The sequence below is a fragment of the Burkholderia sp. Bmkn7 genome (assembly GCF_041103175.1).
Classification (GTDB): Bacteria; Pseudomonadota; Gammaproteobacteria; order Burkholderiales; family Burkholderiaceae; genus Burkholderia; species Burkholderia cepacia.
This window is the reverse complement of record NZ_JBGCUH010000003.1, coordinates 229,781-246,248: the sequence shown is the minus strand read 5'-3', so window position 1 is coordinate 246,248 and position 16,468 is coordinate 229,781. Positions and strand designations below refer to the sequence as shown.

Below are 16,468 nucleotides of genomic sequence, written 5' to 3'. Positions count from 1 at the left end.
CTTTCCGACTCCGCATTTCGATGAAACACGCATTCCTGCATCGCGCGGCGCGCTTCGCGCCCGTGCTGATCCTCTGCCTCGCCCCCGCGCTCGCCTGCGCGCAGGCGAACGGCCTGCCCGCGTTCAACGCGAGCCCGGGCCCGCACGGCGGCACCACCTATTCGCTGAGCGTGCAGACGATGCTGCTGCTCACGATGCTGTCGTTCCTGCCGGCGATGCTGCTGATGATGACGAGCTTCACGCGCATCATCATCGTGCTGTCGCTGCTGCGCCAGGCGCTCGGCACCGCGACGACGCCGCCGAACCAGGTGCTCGTCGGCCTCGCGATGTTCCTCACCTTCTTCGTGATGTCGCCGGTGCTCGACCGGGCCTACAACGACGGCTACAAGCCGTTTTCCGACGGCTCGATGCCGATGGAGCAGGCCGTGCAGCGCGGCGTCGCGCCGTTCAAGACCTTCATGCTGAAGCAGACCCGCGAGACCGATCTCGCGCTGTTCGCGAAGATCTCGAAGGCCGCGCCGATGCAGGGCCCCGAGGACGTGCCGCTGTCGCTGCTGGTGCCGGCGTTCGTCACGAGCGAGCTGAAGACCGGCTTCCAGATCGGCTTCACGGTCTTCATCCCGTTCCTGATCATCGACATGGTCGTCGCGAGCGTGCTGATGTCGATGGGGATGATGATGGTGTCGCCGTCCACCGTGTCGCTGCCGTTCAAGCTGATGCTGTTCGTGCTGGTCGACGGCTGGCAGCTGCTGATCGGCTCGCTCGCGCAGAGCTTCACGTAAGCCGCGGAGGAAACGCACGATGACGCCCGAACAGGTGATGACCCTCGCGCACCAGGCCATGATGGTCGGCCTGCTGCTCTCCGCCCCGCTGCTGCTGGTCGCGCTCGCGGTCGGCCTCGTCGTGAGCCTGTTCCAGGCCGCGACGCAGATCAACGAAGCGACGCTGTCGTTCATCCCGAAGCTGCTCGCGGTGGCCGCGACGCTCGTGATCGCCGGCCCGTGGATGATGACGACGATGCTCGACTACCTGCGGCAGACGCTGCTGCACGTCGCGACGCTCGGCGTCGGCTGAGCCGCGCGCGCACGATCCGGCGGCGATGTTCTCGGTTACCTACGCGCAGCTCAACGGCTGGCTCACGGCGTTCCTGTGGCCGTTCGTGCGGATGCTCGCGCTCGTCGCGACCGCGCCCGTCGTGGGCCACGCATCGGTGCCCGCGCGCGTGAAGATCGGCCTGGCCGCGTTCATGGCGCTGGTCGTCGCGCCGACGCTCGGCGCGATGCCGGACGTCACCGTGTTTTCCGCGCAGGGCATCTGGATCCTCGTCACGCAGTTCCTGATCGGCGCCGCGATGGGCTTCACGATGCAGATCGTGTTCGCGGCCGTCGAGGCGGCCGGCGACTTCATCGGGTTGTCGATGGGGCTCGGCTTCGCCACCTTCTTCGATCCGCACACGAGCGGCGCGACGCCCGTGATGGGCCGCTTCCTGAACGCGGTCGCGATGCTCGCGTTCCTCGCGGTGGACGGCCACCTGCAGGTGTTCGCCGCGCTCACCGCGTCGTTCCAGTCGCTGCCGGTGTCGGCCGACCTGCTGCACGCGCCCGGCTGGCGCACGCTCGCCGCGTTCGGCACGACGGTGTTCGGGATGGGGCTGCTGCTCTCGCTGCCGGTGGTCGCGGCGCTGCTGATCACGAATCTCGCGCTCGGCATCCTGAACCGCGCGGCGCCGCAGATCGGCGTGTTCCAGATCGGCTTTCCCGTCACGATGCTCGTCGGGCTGTTGCTCGTGCAGCTGATGGTGCCGAACCTCGTGCCGTTCGTGTCGCACCTGTTCGACATGGGGGTCGACGCGATGGGGCGGGTGCTGATCGGCTGGCGGTGATGCGTCGGTGATTCGTCACGAGATCGGGGTGCCGCCTCGGCCAATTCATCGCGATCTCGTATCGATTCAGCGCGCATTCGCCCGGCCAATGGCGGCGATTCTGCCGATCGATCCGGAAAGGACTCGATCGACGGATGACGATACTCGCCAGCGTGTTGCGAGCAGCATGGCCAAGCGTTGATCGCCGCCAACGGCGGAGCGCTGGTGCCGCGGTTGCAACTGTGCGGCCTTGTCAGACTGTCGATGTGTTTGCTGGTGGTTGTGTTTCGTGCCGGCCGGACGTCCTCGGTGCGCTCCTGTGCAGCAACGCGCACGCCGGTGCCTTGCACGGCCTGCCACTATTTCCGCTCGGCGCTCCGCCGCGTCGCACTGTCCGCAAGCCTGCCTGCACCTGTCCGAAATTGGACGAACGACGATATCGTGCCGCTCCCCGCCACTGAATAATCTCCGCTTTGCGGCGCGACATCGCCGCGGTTCTCGCGACCGTCAGGCAGCGGCGCGTACAGGCAGATGATTTCGACACGATCCTTCCGGCTGGTGGCCGTTCTCGGCTGGCTCGGCGCCGCATGGCCGGCGCCCGCGGCCGACCTGCTCGACGCGGTGAACGCGGCGCGGCGCTTCGATGCGGGCATCGGCGCGGCACGCAACGCGCAGCTCGCCGGCCGCGAGAAACGCTGGCAAGGTCTTGCGGGGCTGCTGCCGCGTGCGGAGCTCAACGGCAGCTACACGAAGCAGGACCAGCCCACCGCCGCGTACGCAGCGGCGGTCCGCCGTCACAGCGTGTCCGCAACCGTCACGCAGCCGCTGTTCGACGTGTCCCGCGTCGCCGATTTCAAGCGCGGCGGCACGCTCGCCGACCAAGCCGACATCGAGTACGAGAAAGCGTCGCAAACCCTGATCACCGATGTCGCCGGCGCCTATTTCGACGTCCTGTTCGGACGCGAAGTGCTGCAGGCCGCCGAAGCCGCGCAGCAGGCATTTCACAAGCAACTCGATCAGGCGCAGGCCGCGCTGCGGATCGGCGACGGCACGCGGACCGACGTCGACGAGGCGCGCGCGAATCTCGACGAAGCGCTGGCGCGTAGGGTGAGCGCGCAAACGGATCTGGCGATCGCGAACGGCACGCTGCAGAGAATCACCGGGCTGACGGCGACCGAGCTGGCGCCGATCTCGTGGCAATGCGCGCCGCAGGCCGCGCCGGTCGATCTCGCGACCGCGATGGAAGACGCGGCCCGCGACAACGTCGACGTACTGATCGCCGGCAAGCTGCTCGACCAGTCGCAGGCCGACATCGTCGCCGCGACGGGCGCGCACCTGCCGGTCGTGAACCTGCAGGCGAGCTACGGCACGAACTGGAGCCGCGGCGCCAACGAGAACGGGCTCGACGCCGTGTTTGGCACAACGTCGAAAACCCGCTCGTCGATGATCGGCGTGACCGTCACGATCCCGCTGTTCGCCGGCGGCGGCCCGCTGTCGGCGAGCCGCGAAGCGTACCGCCGGCGCGACCAGGCGCGCGATGCGCTCGAGGATGCGCGCCGCAAGGCCCGCGAACACGCCCGTGCCGCGTATCTCGGCATCACCAACGGCATCGCGCTGATCCGCGCGCAGGAGCGCGCGCTCGCGTCGGCCGACAGCAAGGTGAAGTCGACCCGCCTCGGGCGCGAAGTCGGGCTGCGCACACAGATCGACGAACTGAATGCGCAGCAGCGCTATTTCGAAGCGATCCGCGATCTCGCCGACGCCCGCTATCGCTACCTGCGTGCGCGGCTGCAACTGTCCGCCGCGCTCGGCACGCTCGGCGACGACGACGTGGCCGCAATCGGCTGCCGCGCTGACGGCCCGGCGCCGGCCGGGAGAGTCCGCTCATGACCGATTCCCTGTTCCGCCAGGAAGCGCTCGACGCGACCCGGCACAAGCTGATGGGTACCGTCAGCCTGTATTCGCCGCCCTGGCGCTGGCTGACGATCGGCGTCGCGACCGCGCTGACGCTGGTGGTCGTTGCGTTCTTCGTGTTCGGCAGCTACACGAAGCGTGAGCGCGTGGCCGGCCAGCTGTTACCGGCGCAAGGGCTGCTGACGGTGGCGCCGCCGCTGACCGGCACGGTGACCGGCCTGCGCGTGCGCGAAGGCCAGACGGTCGCGGCCGGGGCGGAATTGCTGGCGATCTCGGCCGAAGTGGCGACCGAGCTCGGCGGCACGCGCGAGACGGTGGCGCGGCAACTGAAGTTCCAGCGTTCGCGCCTGGAGACCGATCTGACCAGCCAATCGCAACTGAGCAGAGAAGCGCAGCGCGGCCTGCGCACGCGCGAGGCGGCGCTGGACGACCAGCTCACGCAGATCGCGCGGCAGCACGCGCAGCGGCTGCGCCAGGCCGAGCTCGCGCAACACCAGCTCGACAAGCTGCAGTCGATGCGCGCGCAGGGTTATGCGTCGAACAGCCAGGTCGAGCAGCAGGAAGGCGTGCTGCTCGACGCGCAGGCGCGGCTGCAGGAACTCGCCCGCCAGCGGCTCGAAGTCGGCCAGCAACTCGACCAGACCCGCCAGCAGCTGCGCGAGCTGCCGCTCACCACCCGCAACCAGCAGAACGACATCGAGCGCAAGCTCGCGGACGTCGAGCAGTCGATCGCCGAGAACGAAGCGCGTCGCACGGTCATCCTGCGCGCACCGCAGGCGAGCGTCGTGGCCGCGCTGCTCGCGAAGCCCGGGCAGATCGTCAACGCGGGCCAGTCGGCCGTGTCGCTGTTGCCGCAAGGCGCGCCGCTCGAAGCGCAACTGATGGTGCCGAGCCGCGCGATCGGCTTCGTGCGCACCGGCGCGCGCGTCGTGCTGCGCTACGAGGCGTACCCGTTCCAGAAATTCGGCCAGCAGTTCGGGCACGTGACCGAGGTGTCGCGTACCGCGCTGTCGCCGCAGGAAGTCGCGAACCTGACCGGGCGCGCCAACGTGCCGGAGCAGCTCTACCGCGTCGTCGTCGCGCTCGATCGCCAGGACATCGTCGCGTACGGCAAGCACGAGGCGCTGCGGCCCGGGATGGCGCTCGAGGCCGACGTGCTGATCGACCGGCGCCGGCTGGTCGAGTGGGTGCTCGAGCCTCTGTATGCACTCGGCCGCCGCGTGTCGGCCTGATGCGCGCCCCCAACGCATTCGTCACGGAGCCCGTTCAACCATGAAATGGATCGATGCGCTGCAATTCGGCTGGCGCCGCCGCCTGCCGGTGATCCTGCAGACGCAGGCGGCCGAATGCGGGCTCGCGTGCGTCGGGATGGTCGCGAGCCACTATGGCCACGACCTCGACCTCGTCAGCCTGCGCCGGCGCTTCAGCCCGTCGCTGAAGGGGGCCACCCTCAACGACGTGATGCTGATCGCGTACCGGCTCGGCCTCGCGTCGCGTGCGCTGCGGCTCGAACTCGACGAACTGGGCAAGCTGCGCCGCCCGTGCATCCTGCACTGGGACATGAACCACTTCGTCGTACTGAAGTCGGTGTCGCGCGGCCGGATCACGATCCACGATCCGGCGCGCGGGCGTCGCGACGTGCCGCTCGCCGAAGTGTCCGAGCACTTCACCGGCGTCGCGCTGGAGCTGATGCCGTCGCCGTCGTTCGAACGCACGCAGGCACGCGAGGCGATCTCGATGACGAAGCTCGTCGGCGGCGTCACGGGCCTCCGAACGACGTTCGCGCAGGTGCTGCTGCTGTCGGCGGCGCTGGAAGTGTTCGGTATCGCCACGCCGTTCTACATGCAGTGGGTGATGGACCAGGTGCTGGTATCGGCCGACGCGGACCTGCTGACGCTGCTCGGCATCGGCTTCCTGCTCGTCGTGCTGTTCCAGAACGCGGTATCGGCCCTGCGCTCGTGGGTGGTGACGTGGTTCTCGAGCCTGCTCGGCGTGCAGTGGACCGCCAACGTCTGCGCGCACCTGCTCAGGCTGCCGATGGCGTATTTCGAGCAGCGCCACATCGGCGATGTGGTGTCGCGGTTCGGCGCGATCAATACGATCCAGGCCACGCTGACCACGCAGTTCATCGGCGCGCTGCTCGACGGCGTGATGGCGGTCGCGACGCTCGCGATGCTGTTCGTCTACAGCCCTTCGCTCACGTGGCTCGTACTCGGCCTGTTCGCCGCGTACGGCGCGATCCGCTGGATCGCGTACCGGCCGTTCCGGCAGGCGAACGAGGAACAGATCGTCTACGCGGCGCGCGCGCAGTCGAACCTGCTCGAATCGATCCGCGGCGTGCAGGCGATCAAGCTCGCGAACAAGCAGGAAGCGCGTGTCGCCACCTATGCGAACGCAGTCGTCGAAACCACCAACAAGCACGTCGCGATCGAGCGGCTGTCGATCGGCTTCTCGACGCTGCAGGGCGTGATTTCGGGTGCGGGCCGCGTGGTGCTCGTGTGGCTGGCGGCGAAGCAGGTTCTCGACGGGCAGTTCTCGGCCGGGATGCTGGTCGCGTTCGTCAGCTTTGCCGACCAGTTCATGGCGCGCGGCGCCGGGCTGATCGGCACGCTGATCGATTTCCGGATGCTGCGCCTGCATGGCGAGCGTCTCGCCGACATCGTGCTGACCGACGTCGAAGCCGACATGGAGGCGAAGGTCGTGCGGCCGCCGCAGGCGGGCCATGCAACGCCACCCGCGATCGACGTGCGCGACGTGCGCTTCCGCTACGCGGAAACCGAGCCGTGGGTGCTCGACGGCTGCTCGTTCTCGATCGCGCCCGGCGAATCGGTCGCGCTGGTTGGCCCGTCGGGCCAGGGCAAGACGACGATGGCGAAGCTGCTGCTCGGCCTGCTCGCGCCGGAGCACGGCAGCGTGCAGGTCGACGGCATCGACATCCGCAAGCTCGGCCTGCATCCGTATCGCGACAGGATCGGCTGCGTGATGCAGGACGACATCCTGTTCGCGGGCTCGATCGCCGACAACATCGGCTTCTTCGACCCGCAGCCCGACGACGCGCGCGTCGAGCATGCCGCACGACTCGCGCAGATCCACGACGACATCGTCGCGATGCCGATGGGCTATCGGAGCCTCGTCGGCGACATGGGGTCGTCGCTGTCGGGCGGGCAATGCCAGCGCGTGCTGCTCGCCCGCGCGTTCTACCGCCAGCCGGCGATCCTGGTGCTCGACGAAGCGACGAGCCATCTCGATCTCGCGCGTGAACGCCTGATCAACGATGCGGTGCGGGCGATGAACGTCACGCGGATCATCATCGCGCACCGTCCGGAAACGATCCGCAGCGCGGATCGCGTGATCGAGATCGCGGGCGGCGCAGCCCATGAGCTACCCGTCGGCGCGCGCGTCGCGCCCGAGCCGGCGTAGCGCCGCGGCGTCGCGAAGCATTCGGCCGCCCGACGGGCGGCGAAACGGCCGATGCCGATCCGGCCTTGCGCGATCGGCACCCTGCAGTAACAAGGAGAAACGCAAATGCGTGAGTTGACCACGATGGAATGCCACGAAGTGAGCGGCGGCGGCTTTTTCGGCACCGTCGGTGCAGCGCTGCTCGGCGCCACGGCCGGCCTGGTCGCCGGCGGCTTCAAGGGTGCGGCGACGGGCGGCAGCCAGGGCGGGATCCTGGGCTTCGGCATCCTCAGCGCGGGTGTCGGCCTGATCGCGGGCGCGGCGCTCGGCGTGATCGGCGGCAACGCATACGGCCTCGTCAATGGCGTGGCGCAGACGCTCAGGATCTTCAATCGCGTGATGGAAGGCCTGTTCGACCCGAACCTGCCGGCACCGAAGTGAGGCGCGGCGGGCCCGTTTATCCATTCCAGTTTTTTCCAGAGGGCAAACATCATGCGTGAAATGCACCATGCGGAATGTGCGGCCGTATCCGGCGGTCTGTCGTCCAGCGATCTTGTCGGCTGGCTCAACAACCTGTTCGCGCCACGCGAGCCGCGCGAGCCGTGGGTCAATCCGTTCCCGTCGGACAACAGCGGGACGGAGGCGGTCGGGACGCTCGGCAAGATTGCCGTCGCGGTGGGCGTGACGGCAATCGCCGTCTCGCTGGCGGTACTGGGGCGCGCAGTGCGATAGCCAGCGCGCTGCCAGAGCGGGCGCCACGCTGTCTCAATATTCAGGAATGCTGATTCAATGGAAAACGCGGCATTTCTGGATCGTTTGCGATTGTGGCGCCCTTTACTGGAAAGCTAAATTTATCCGCCCGGATCGTGGAACGGCCGGCGGAGTTTTTTCGAGCAAATCACAGAGGAAGCAGAACATGATCAAGCAACTTACCCTGGCGTCGGCGATCACTGCCGCGATGGCGCTCGCGCCGCTCACCGCGCATGCGTACGACGGCACCGTGACCATCACGGGCACGCTGAGCGGCGCGACCTGCGACGTCAAGATCAACAACGGCAGCAACAACGGCACGGTCGGGCTGCCGGGCGTGAGCGCGAGCACGCTGTCGTCGAAGGGCGCAACCACCGGCGCGACCAATTTCACGATCGCGCTCAGCAATTGCACGAACGCGACCGGCAAGTCGGTGCGCACCTTCTTCGAAGCCGGCCCGAACGTGAACACCGCGGACGGCACACTGACCAACCGGGCGGTCAGCAACGCGGCCACCAACGTTTCCGTGCAGTTGCTCGACATCGACGGCTATGCGCTGAAGGCGGGTGACGCCAGCCAGCGCAACCCGAGCAAGACCTCGGTGCCGATCGTCAACAACGGCGCCACGATGGTCTACGGCGCGCAGTACTACGCGCAGGGCGCGGCGACTGCCGGTGACGTGAACACGTCGGTCACCTACTCGATCGACTACCTCTGATCCCCAGGCTGCCGCGACGGGCAGCACGCGTGGCGTGCGCGCCCGTCGCGGCGATATCGGCCGGCGGCACCGCGGGTGTCGCCGGCATGACCGTGCCGCACGGGTGCGCCGGCCGCCGGCGTTCCCTGCCCATCGCGCTACATATGATGATTCCGATTCTCCCGTCCCTTTTGCGCCCGTTCTCGCTGTGCATCTGCGCCGCGCTCGTGTGCTTCGCGCAGCAGGCCGCGGCGAGCGTCATCGTGTCCGGCACCCGCGTGATCTACCCGGCAGGCGACCGTGAAGTGACCGTCAAGCTCGACAACAACGGCGCGCAACCCGCGCTCGTGCAGACGTGGCTCGACGACGGCGACCCACGCGCACGACCGGGCACCACGAAGGTGCCGTTCGTGCTGATGCCGCCCGTGTTCCGGATCGACCCCGGCCGAGGGCAGACCGTGCGGATCGTCTACACCGGCGACGCGCTGCCGCAGGACCGCGAATCGGTGTTCTGGCTGAACGTACTGGACGTGCCGCCCGGCGTCGACGAAACGCAGTCGACCACCGTTCTGCAACTCGCGTTCCGTTCGCGGATCAAGCTGTTCTTCCGGCCGGTCGGACTGAATGCGAACGGCGCCATTGCCGCCGCGAGGCAACTGAAGTGGTCGCTCGCGCCCGCGCCGGACGGCAAAGGCCATGCACTGCGCGCGACGAATCCGACGCCTTATAACGTCGTCGTGCTGTCGGCGCGCGTCGTGCATGGCGGCCGCACCTTCTCGCTCAGCGACGGGGCAATGATCGCGCCGCAGGCATCGCATGTTTTTCCGCTCGATGCGGCACTGCCGGCGTTGCCGCCCGGCACGACGTTCGACTACGCAACCATCAACGACTTCGGCACCGGCGTCGAGTGGCGGGCGGTGCTCGACGACACCCGCTAGCTGCGCCGTCCGCACCGCGAAGCCGACACCTTCAGCGCCGGGGCGCCGCCCCGTGCGCGACACGTTCAATTCGAGTATCTGGAGCGAATTTCATGGAACGCGCTGACCGTGCAACGAGGTGGTGCGCCCGCCTGGCCGTGCCCGTCCCGCGCCGATCGTACGCAATGGCGTTGCTCGCGTGTTAGGCGTTGCCGCTCGGCGCCGCCGCAAGCGAGCACGAACCCGAACCCGCCGACGACCGGCCGCCGAGGATCGGCGAGGCCGGGACGGGGGCCGGCGCCGTGCGCTTCAACCCCGATCTCGTCGCATCGCCGCCCGGCGGGCTCGACCTGTCGCGCTACGAACGGGGCAATCCGGTCTGGCCCGGCCAGTATCGTTCGGACATCTACCTGAACGGCGTCATGCTCGGCCGCGACGACGTGACGGTGCGCGAGGTGCGCCCGGACGTCGCGCAGGTATGCATCGGCCGACCGCTGCTGGACAAGTTCAATGCGGACCCGCGACGGTTCGCACCCGACGCGCTCGTGCTGCTCGATGCGGCCGACGCGTGCCAGCCGCTCGAAGCGCTGCTGCCCGGCGCAACCGCGTCGTTCGATGCAGGCGCGGCGCGCCTCGACGTGCAGATCCCGCAGGCGCTGCTGCGGCGCTCGGCGCGCGGCGCGCGGCTACGTCGATCCGTCACGGTGGGACGACGGCGTGACGGCCGGCTGGGTCGGCTACAACACGAACCTGTACCGCAACGTCACGCACGGCCAGGGCTCGACCACCGCGTACGTCGGCCTGAATGCGGGCATCAACATCGGTGGCTGGTATTTTCGCCACGACGGCGCGTTGAACTGGCAGCAGCACGGCGGCCGCCACTACAGCGTAGCGAATACCTACGTACAGCGCGACCTGTCGGCACTGACGGCGCGCGTCCGGATCGGCGACGCGAACACGTCCGGGGAGCTGTTCGATACGTTCGCGTTCCGCGGCGTGCAGCTCGCGACCGACGACCGGATGTGGCCCGATTCGCAGCGCGGCTACGCGCCTGTCGTGCGCGGGATCGCCAACACCAGCGCGCGCGTGAAGATCCGCCAGAACGGCGCGGTGATCTACGACACGGCGGTGCCACCGGGCCCGTTCGTGATCGACGACCTGTTCCCGACCGGTTATGGCGGCAACCTCGTCGTCACCGTCACCGAGGCGGATGGCAGCGAGCGCACCTTCAGCGTGCCGTACGCGGCGGTCGCGCAGTCGCTGCGGCCGGGGCGCAGCCGGTTCGGCTTCGTCGCGGGCACCGTGCGCAACGTCGACCTGTCGTACACGCCACGCGTGGTGCAGGCGACCTACAGCCGCGGCGTGAACAACCTGCTGACGCTGTACGGCGGCGTGCTCGCGAACGAGCACTACCGGAACGTGCTCGCCGGAGGTGCGTTCAACACGCCGCTGGGCGCGCTGGCGCTCGACGTGTCCGGCGCGTTCACGTCGGCATACGGGCAGCGGACGCGCGGGTCGAGCGTGCGCGTCACGTACAGCAAGACGATCGACGCGACGAACAGCAACCTGTCCGTGGCCGCCTATCGCTTCTCGTCGTCGGGGTATCTCGACTTCGGCAATGCGCTCGCGTTCGTCGACAACGCGAAACGCAACCTGACCGGCGCGGCCGCGCGACCCGCGTGGCGCGCGCGCAACCGCGTGTCGGTCACCGCCGCGCAGCCGTTCGGCGAGCGCTGGGGCCAGCTGTATGTGAGCGGCTACACGCAGAACTACTGGACACGCAGCGGCACCGACACGCAATTCCAGATCAGCTACAGCAACCGCTACCGCCAGTTCGACTACACGGTATCCGTGAACCGCTCGCTCGCGTCCGGCGGCAACGCCGATACGCAGGCGATGCTGAGCGTGTCGGTCCCGCTCGGCGCGAGCGCGCGATCGCCGCGACTGAGCGTCTATGCCGCGCGCGACAGCCTGAACGGCTTCACGTCGACGGCCACCGCAACCGGTTCCGTCGGCGCGGCGTACGAGGGCAATTACTCGGTTTCCGCGGCACGCAATGCCGACGCGACCTACGCGGGCACGGTCTCGGGTCAGTACCGGACGCCGGTCGCCGCACTGCAGGGGATGCTCGGCAAGGGCAACGACTACGGCTCGGCGTCGCTGGGCGTCAGCGGCACTGTCGTCGCCCATCCGGGCGGCGTGACGGCGGTCCCGTATACCGCCGACACAATGGCCGTCGTCGCGGCGCCGGCCGCCGGCGGCGCAACCGTGGCCGGCTACAGCGGCATCCGTCTCGACCGGCGCGGCTACGCGGTCGTCCCGTACCTGAGCCCGTATCGCGTGAACCAGGTCGAGATCGATCCGCGCGGCCTGCCGGCCGACGTCGAGCTGCAGACGACGAGCCAGCAGGTCGCGCCGCGCCAGGGGGCGATCGTGATGCTGCGTTATCCGACGGTGACGGGCCGCCCGCTTCTGATCCATGCGGCGGCGCCGGCGGGCACGGAACTACCGTTCGGCGCGCCGGTGTTCGACGGACGCGGCAACAACGTCGGAATCGTGTCGCAGGGCGGCCAGGTCTACGCCCGGCTATCGGAGCCGAACGACACGCTGACCGTGAAATGGGGGCACGCCGACGCGTGGCGGTGCACGATCCGGGTCGCGCTGCCGCCGCTGGAGCAACGCGCGGCGCCGATCGGCATCGAGCGCATCGAGGCGCCCTGCAAACTGGACAACCCATCCGCTGACGCGCCCGAGGTCCGGCGCGCCCCGGCAGGAGAATCGTGATGGAACACCGCAGAATGAATCGAAGCCTGAACCCGCGCCCGTGCGCTCGCGACGGGAATCGCGGCGCGGGCCTTCGAATGGCGCTCACCGCGCTGGTGCTGGGCGCGGCCGGCGTCGGCCATGCGCACGCGTCCACGGCCACCTGCATCAACACGTCGTCGTCGAAGCTCGGCGAGCTGCCGTCCGGCTTCAAGATCGCGGCGGACGCCCCGATCGGCACCGTGCTGTGGAGCAAGGAAGGCATCGAGATCGCCGCGAGTTGCTGGATGAAGGTACCCGGAAGCAGGGCCGTCGAGGCCACGCTGTATCGATGGGCGGACGACCCGGATCTGACGGCCAACGGGCTCACGCTTTACGTGACCTATGACGGCAACCGCGGGCACGGCACGTCGTCGCTGCCGATGGGCACGACGATCAAGTCGATCGGGAAGACTGCCGTTACCGCGAAAGTGGACGTCGAGCTGGTCAAGAGCGGCGCGACACCGTCGGTCGCGAAGCCGTTTCCGGTGCTGTCGGTCCTGACGGCGCTGATTGGCGGTCCGGACAACTCGACCGCCGACGCAACCCGCTACCTGATGTACGGCTTCGACAACATCTCGTTCCAGCCGACGACCTGCACGACGACCACCCCGTCGGTGTCGGTCGACCTCGGGGCCCATGCGTTGAACGCGTCGTCCGGCATCGGCTCGGGCGCCGGCTCGACGTCGAAATCGAAGGGCTTCGCGATCGGCCTGCGCTGCGATACCGGCGTGGCGGGCGCGTTCGAAGTCAACCTGACGCTGGACGGCAAGGCAGTCGATGCATCGAAAGGCGTGCTGGCGCTGTCGTCGTCGAGCGACGCCTCCGGTGTCGGCATCCAGTTGCTCAAGGGCGACGACACGCCCGTCGAGCTCGGCACGCCGTGGAAGGTCAGCGACTCGCCGTCGGCGTCCGCGACCTTCTCGGTGCCGCTGTCGGCCCGCTACTACCAGACCGGTGCAACGGCGAAGCCGGGCATCGCGAACAGCTCGGCTACCTTCACGGTCACGTACAAATGACCGCGCCGTCAGATCAGCCCGTTTTCGTACGCGTAACGAATCAGGTGGGTGTTCGAATCGGCCTGCAGCTTGCGCATCGCCGTGTATTTCTGCGTCGACACGGTGCTGACCGAGCGGCCGAGCTGCTTCGCGATGTCCTGCAGCGTATGCCCGGATGCGAATAACCGTACGACTTCGAGCTCCCGCGCCGTGAGCGCCGGGTGCCCGCCGAGCGTGCCCGCCTCGCCGCGCTCGACGGCCGCCCGCGCCGTCGGCGACAGGTAACACGCGCGGGCCGTACCGACCCGCCGGCACGCGCCGACGATCTCGGCGAGCGGGTCGTCCTTGCTGACGATCGCGGCGACCCCGAGCTTCAGCGCGGCCGCAAGCACGCTCGGATTCGAATGCGCGGTGAACATCACGCAGCGCGTGCGGGGCGCGATATCGCGCAGCTTGCGCAGCAGCGGGAGGCCGTCGAGCGGCCGCTCGCCGCGGCTCATCGAATAATCGACGACGGCAATATCGACAGGAGACTGCGTCAGCGCGGCAATCAGTTCCGTGCCGCTGCGGCAGGTATGCACGACGCGAAAAGGCGGATGCCGTTGCAACAGTCGATCAAGCGACTCCAGGACTACCGGATGGTCGTCGGCCACGGCGACGGTTATTGTTTTCATATCTCGCATTGCGTTTTTCAATAAACATGACGACGCCTGTCGATACGGCCTGACTGCATCAAACGGCACTCACGGAAGGCACTCACGGAACCCAAGCGTGCGCCACGCCAGACTTTAATGCTCGTGATTATTTAATGAAAGTGCATTTATTATTGATTGATTATTCCGAAATTAAGGATCTTATGCGCATATCGCAACGGAATACCACCTGAACAAGCCGATAACGATCCTGTCCACTCATGTTTATCGCGTTTATCGAACTCGTCCTAATTCAAATTGGATAAATCGATTGCCAGTCCGCAACTGCACGGGTTCGCCGTGGAGCGCACGCGGCCGGGCGAGACGCGAGGCGGTCGCGTGCCGCGCCCCCCGTTCCGGCCCCCCGTTGCTGGAAAACCCCTAAAGGAATCGCCGGCCCGCGAAAGGTAGCGGAAGGTTTCGCCTCCCTATACTCGTCGTGACGATGCAGCAAGCATCGCGCCAGACGAATACAACGAACGGAGACGACCCGATGCGACCCATCCTGCGCACCCTCGCCGTGGCAGCCAGCCTGAGCTGCGCGCTCGCCGCTCACCCCGCCTTCGCCGACGACGGCGGCAAGATCACGATCATGGTCGGCGGGATCGCGAAGCTCATCTACCTGCCCGCGCGGCTCACGCAGGAGCTCGGCTACTTCAAGGCCGAAGGCCTCGACGTCGAGCTGCTGTCGCAGCCGGCCGGCGTCGACGCCGAGAACGAGCTGCTCGCGGGCGCCGTGCAGGGCGTCGTCGGCTTCTACGACCACACGATCGACCTGCAGAGCAAGGGCAAGGACGTGAAGGCGATCGCCGTGTTCGGCCAGGTGCCGGGCGAAGTCGAGATGGTGTCGACCAAGGCCGCGCCGACGTTCAAGTCGATGGCCGACGCGAAAGGCAAGACGCTCGGCGTGACGGGCCTCGGCTCGTCGACCAGCTTCCTCACCCAATACCTCGCGCTCGCGCACGGCGTGCCGTCGACGCAGTACACGATGCTGCCGGTCGGCGCCGACGCGAGCTTCATCGCCGCGATCAAGCAGGGGCGCATCGACGCCGGGATGACGACTGAACCGACGGTGTCCGCGCTCGAGAAGATGGGCGACGCGAAGGTGCTGGTCGACCTGCGCACGCTGGAAGGCACGCGCGCGGCGCTCGGCGGCACCTACCCGGCCGCGAGCCTGTACGTGCAGTCGGCGTGGGCCGATTCGCACAAGGCTGAAGCGACCAAGCTCGCGCACGCGTTCGCGAAGACGATGCAGTTCATCCACACGCACAGCGCCGACGAAATCGCCGCGAAGATGCCGGCCGACTACCAGAAGGACAAGGCGCTGTACGTGAGCGCGCTGAAGGCGTCGCTGCCGATGTTCACCGCCGACGCGAAGATGCCGGCCGACGGCCCGGCGACCGTGCTGAAGGTGCTGTCGGCATTCAACCCGTCGGTGAAGGGCAAGCACATCGACCTGGCGCGTACCTACACGAACGATTTCGTGAACGCGAAATAAGCAGCGGCGCCGGCGGCGGCGATCCCGCCGCCGTGCGTTCCCCGTTCCGGCCCGTTTGACCGGCCCGGCGTTGCGTCACGATGCGACGCCCTCCTCACCCGCAGGACGAATGCGATGAACCAGGCAGTCTCCCCGAGCACACCGGCGATCGAGTTTCGCAACGTGTCGTGCCGCTTCATTTCGCCGGAAGGCAAGGCCACCGTCGCGCTGCGCGACTTCAGCATGAGCGTCGCGCGCGGCGAGTTCATCGCGATCGTCGGGCCGACCGGCTGCGGCAAGTCGACGACGCTGAACCTGATCACCGGGCTGCTCAAGCCCGCGTCGGGCGAAGTGCGCGTGATGGGCCGCCCGGTCGACGGGATCGACCCGCGCATCGGCTTCGTGTTCCAGGCCGACGCGGTGTTCCCGTGGCGCAACGTGATCGACAACGTCGCGGCGGGCCCGCTGTTTCGCGGCCGCTCGAAGGACGTCGCGTATGCGCAGGCCGAGGAATGGATCCGCAAGGTCGGCCTCGACAAGTTCACGAAGCACTACCCGCACCAGCTCTCCGGCGGGATGAGGAAGCGCGTCGCGCTCGCGCAGACCTTCATCAACCAGCCGGAAATCCTGCTGATGGACGAGCCGTTCTCCGCGCTCGACATGCAGACGCGCACGCTGATGCAGGACGAGCTGCTGCAGCTCTGGTCCGCGAACAAGGGCTCGGTCGTGTTCGTCACGCACGATCTCGAGGAGGCGATCGCGCTCGCCGACCGCGTGTTCGTGCTGACCGCGCGCCCCGCGACGCTCAAGCGCGTGTACGAGATCGACCTGCCGCGCCCGCGCGTCACGTCGGAGATCCGCTACGACACGCGCTTCATCGAAATTTCCAAGGACATCTGGCACGACCTGCGCGAAGAAGTGCAGATCGGCTGACGCATACGCCGCACGGCAAGGACAGCAA

The 16,468-nt window shown here is 68.0% G+C and carries 15 protein-coding genes and 1 pseudogene; 15 read left to right on the top strand and 1 reads right to left on the bottom strand.

All coding sequences use genetic code 11. The features are described from left to right. Positions 1 to 20 precede the first annotated feature (20 nt). The 13 genes and pseudogenes from fliP to AB3K92_RS22490 all read left to right on the top strand — a co-directional run bounded on the left by fliP (position 21) and on the right by AB3K92_RS22490 (position 13,359). Positions 21 to 782 carry a flagellar type III secretion system pore protein FliP gene (fliP, locus tag AB3K92_RS22550; protein WP_027788754.1) on the top strand — a complete coding sequence of 254 codons (762 nt, stop codon included), beginning with the start codon at positions 21 to 23 and terminating at the stop codon, positions 780 to 782. A gap of 19 nt (positions 783 to 801) precedes the next feature. After that, the gene (fliQ, locus tag AB3K92_RS22545; RefSeq protein ID WP_021162238.1) at positions 802 to 1,074 is read left to right on the top strand and encodes a flagellar biosynthesis protein FliQ; all 273 of its coding nucleotides are present in this window, start codon (positions 802 to 804) and stop codon (positions 1,072 to 1,074) included. 25 nt (positions 1,075 to 1,099) lie between these two features. Continuing rightward, entirely contained in the window at positions 1,100 to 1,882 is a 783-nt protein-coding gene (gene fliR / locus AB3K92_RS22540; protein WP_048024008.1) for a flagellar biosynthetic protein FliR, read from the top strand. A gap of 510 nt (positions 1,883 to 2,392) precedes the next feature. Next, positions 2,393 to 3,751 (top strand): TolC family outer membrane protein, encoded by a 1,359-nt coding sequence (locus tag AB3K92_RS22535; protein WP_230944243.1) that lies wholly within the window; start codon positions 2,393 to 2,395, stop codon positions 3,749 to 3,751. After that, complete coding sequence (locus tag AB3K92_RS22530) at positions 3,748 to 5,007, top strand: HlyD family secretion protein (protein ID WP_369465861.1); 1,260 nt, start codon at positions 3,748 to 3,750, stop codon at positions 5,005 to 5,007. Before AB3K92_RS22535 ends, AB3K92_RS22530 begins: the two co-directional genes overlap by 4 nt. A 40-nt stretch (positions 5,008 to 5,047) precedes the next feature. After that, positions 5,048 to 7,195: a peptidase domain-containing ABC transporter gene (locus tag AB3K92_RS22525; protein ID WP_069253101.1), complete on the top strand. Its 2,148-nt coding sequence runs from the start codon at positions 5,048 to 5,050 to the stop codon at positions 7,193 to 7,195. 105 nt (positions 7,196 to 7,300) lie between these two features. After that, a complete protein-coding gene (locus AB3K92_RS22520; RefSeq protein WP_059490343.1) occupies positions 7,301 to 7,615 on the top strand; it encodes a hypothetical protein in 315 nt (104 codons plus the stop codon). A 51-nt stretch (positions 7,616 to 7,666) separates the two neighbouring features. Next, the gene (locus AB3K92_RS22515) at positions 7,667 to 7,906 is read left to right on the top strand and encodes a hypothetical protein (RefSeq protein ID WP_059676000.1); all 240 of its coding nucleotides are present in this window, start codon (positions 7,667 to 7,669) and stop codon (positions 7,904 to 7,906) included. A 184-nt stretch (positions 7,907 to 8,090) separates the two neighbouring features. Next, positions 8,091 to 8,642, top strand: a complete 552-nt coding sequence (locus AB3K92_RS22510; protein WP_369465860.1) for a fimbrial protein — start codon at positions 8,091 to 8,093, stop codon at positions 8,640 to 8,642. 143 nt (positions 8,643 to 8,785) lie between these two features. Continuing rightward, on the top strand, positions 8,786 to 9,559 hold the full coding sequence (locus AB3K92_RS22505; protein ID WP_060219712.1) for a fimbria/pilus periplasmic chaperone: 774 nt from the start codon (positions 8,786 to 8,788) through the stop codon (positions 9,557 to 9,559). Between the two features lie 281 nt (positions 9,560 to 9,840). Next, a pseudogene (locus AB3K92_RS22500) lies at positions 9,841 to 10,161 on the top strand (FimD/PapC N-terminal domain-containing protein); the annotation flags it as partial. 94 nt (positions 10,162 to 10,255) lie between these two features. Then, positions 10,256 to 12,322, top strand: a complete 2,067-nt coding sequence (locus AB3K92_RS22495; protein ID WP_369465859.1) for a fimbria/pilus outer membrane usher protein — start codon at positions 10,256 to 10,258, stop codon at positions 12,320 to 12,322. Positions 12,323 to 12,336: 14 nt separating this feature from the next. Further along, entirely contained in the window at positions 12,337 to 13,359 is a 1,023-nt protein-coding gene (locus AB3K92_RS22490; protein ID WP_369465858.1) for a fimbrial protein, read from the top strand. 8 nt (positions 13,360 to 13,367) lie between these two features. On the opposite strand, the gene AB3K92_RS22485 is transcribed toward AB3K92_RS22490, so the two are convergent. Beyond that, on the bottom strand, positions 13,368 to 14,081 hold the full coding sequence (locus AB3K92_RS22485; protein ID WP_306674679.1) for a response regulator transcription factor: 714 nt from the start codon (positions 14,079 to 14,081) through the stop codon (positions 13,368 to 13,370). Positions 14,082 to 14,523: 442 nt separating this feature from the next. Here AB3K92_RS22485 and AB3K92_RS22480 point away from each other — a divergent pair, with 442 nt between their 5' ends. Continuing rightward, positions 14,524 to 15,528 (top strand): ABC transporter substrate-binding protein, encoded by a 1,005-nt coding sequence (locus AB3K92_RS22480; RefSeq protein WP_021162252.1) that lies wholly within the window; start codon positions 14,524 to 14,526, stop codon positions 15,526 to 15,528. Positions 15,529 to 15,642: 114 nt separating this feature from the next. Beyond that, positions 15,643 to 16,440 carry an ABC transporter ATP-binding protein gene (locus AB3K92_RS22475; RefSeq protein ID WP_027788757.1) on the top strand — a complete coding sequence of 266 codons (798 nt, stop codon included), beginning with the start codon at positions 15,643 to 15,645 and terminating at the stop codon, positions 16,438 to 16,440. Positions 16,441 to 16,468 lie beyond the last annotated feature (28 nt).